Source organism: Paenibacillus zanthoxyli JH29 (assembly GCF_000520715.1).
Taxonomy (GTDB): Bacteria; Bacillota; Bacilli; order Paenibacillales; family Paenibacillaceae; genus Paenibacillus_AQ; species Paenibacillus_AQ zanthoxyli.
The window spans coordinates 1-1630 of record NZ_ASSD01000191.1; the positions used below are offsets into that span (position 1 = coordinate 1).

Here is a 1630-nt window from a genome sequence, read left to right on the forward strand (position 1 = left end):
GCCACATCGCCGATGGCAATAATTCCTTTGGCAACCGCAGGCGCACCTCCAAGGAACCAGCCCCGTCTGCGGAATTTAATATGTACTAAGGGCAGATCAAATACCGTCAACGACGATTTATATTCGTAATAATCGCCGGAATCCGAACCGAATCCATAATAAGGCGCTTGATTATCGGCATATCCCGGACCGCCCTCAGCTCCGTACAGTCCGTTCATATAATCCTTAGCCATCTCCCTGGGAGCTCCCGACTCGGCCAGCACACGTTCGACGCTGCTGCGCTCCGCCCTTTCCGTTAATGAAGTGAGCAAATCTTCCGCAATTCTTCGTTTCGTAGTAGGGTCCGCATCAATTCCCGCCATTACTTCACTAACGTAGAGCTTCAAACGTTGGCTCATTACCTCTCATCTCCCATAATCTTGTAAATGGAATGATAAAACAGTGCAAGCTCTCCGGTCATTTCCTGGAGCCAAGCTTGACCCGCTGCGGTGACCCGGTAGTACTTGCGGCGAACTCCGCGCTTTCCGGTGTCCTGCTCCCAGTAGCTCTCCACGAGTCCGGAATCTTCCAGACGGTACAGCACGGGGTACAGGGTCCCTTCCTTAAGCTTGAAATATCCGTCGCTTTTTTCATCCAATTCGCTAATCAACTGGTATCCGTACAGATTTCTACGGTTTAGCAAATGCAATACCAGGATCTCCAGAACCCCCTTCTTAAGCTGGCTTGCCGGATCGCTCATCACATCACCTTGCTAACCTAGTTATTTAGTATTACTAAGTATAGTCTGCACCTATTTATTCCAATGTCAATATGCGGCTGCCGGGTAGCGGATTCACATCGAACACGGATAAACATCGAACACGCGGGTTGCAACGAAAAAAGCCAGCCCGAAGGCTGGCTGAATCCCACCGCTTTAGCGGCGGCGCAAAAGAAAGGTTGGCTAAAGCCGAAATTACATCATGATATTGCGGTCTTGCGCTCCATCTAGCTCCTTCACTCCGAACGGCCACCAGTTGGCTCGACCGAACATTTTGACCATAACAGGCACGAAGAACGGCAGGAGCAGAAGTGCATACAGCACAAGTCCCGACAGCACGACGGTGGCAATCTGCATCATCGACAGCACGCCCGAAGGATACATCGAAGCGAAGGTGCCCCCGAGGATGATAACTGCCGACAAAATGACGGTGCCCATATTGCGCATTGCGTGCAGGATGGCGTCCTTGACATCCCACGTTTGATTCTCGTTAAAGCGCGCCATCAGGAAGATGCTGTAATCGACGCCAAGCGCAATCAGCATAACGAAGCTGAAGAACGGAGTCGTCCATGTAATGCCGGAATATCCCAGCAGATTGACAAAGATCGCTTCCGTTACGCCCATCGCCGTAAAGTAGGCCAGCACAAGCGACAAGATCAGATAGACCGGCATGATGACAGAGCGGAGCAAAAAGACCAGAATAATGAGAATACCGCCGAGCATCAGCATAACCGTACGTGAATAGTCCGCATTGGAAATGGTCTGCAGGTCATTGTAGGTGCTTGCTACCCCGCTCATGGCCACCTCCGCTTTTTCAAGCTTCGTGCCTTTGACCGCCCGGTCTACCGCCGCCACGATATCGTCCACCTTATC

3 protein-coding genes are annotated in these 1630 nt (G+C 51.5%); all 3 read right to left on the bottom strand.

Translation table 11 applies throughout. The features are described 5' to 3' along the window. Nucleotides 1-398, bottom strand: a 398-nt coding sequence (locus tag L691_RS28195; RefSeq protein ID WP_036735935.1) for a hypothetical protein, incomplete at its 3' end; no start/stop codon positions are given. Continuing rightward, a complete protein-coding gene (locus L691_RS0107440; RefSeq protein ID WP_025689732.1) occupies nt 398-739 on the bottom strand; it encodes a PadR family transcriptional regulator in 342 nt (113 codons plus the stop codon). The genes L691_RS28195 and L691_RS0107440, both read right to left, overlap by 1 nt. A 213-nt stretch (nt 740-952) precedes the next feature. Then, on the bottom strand, nt 953-1630 hold a 678-nt coding region (locus L691_RS28200), incomplete at its 5' end, for an MMPL family transporter (RefSeq protein WP_156934192.1).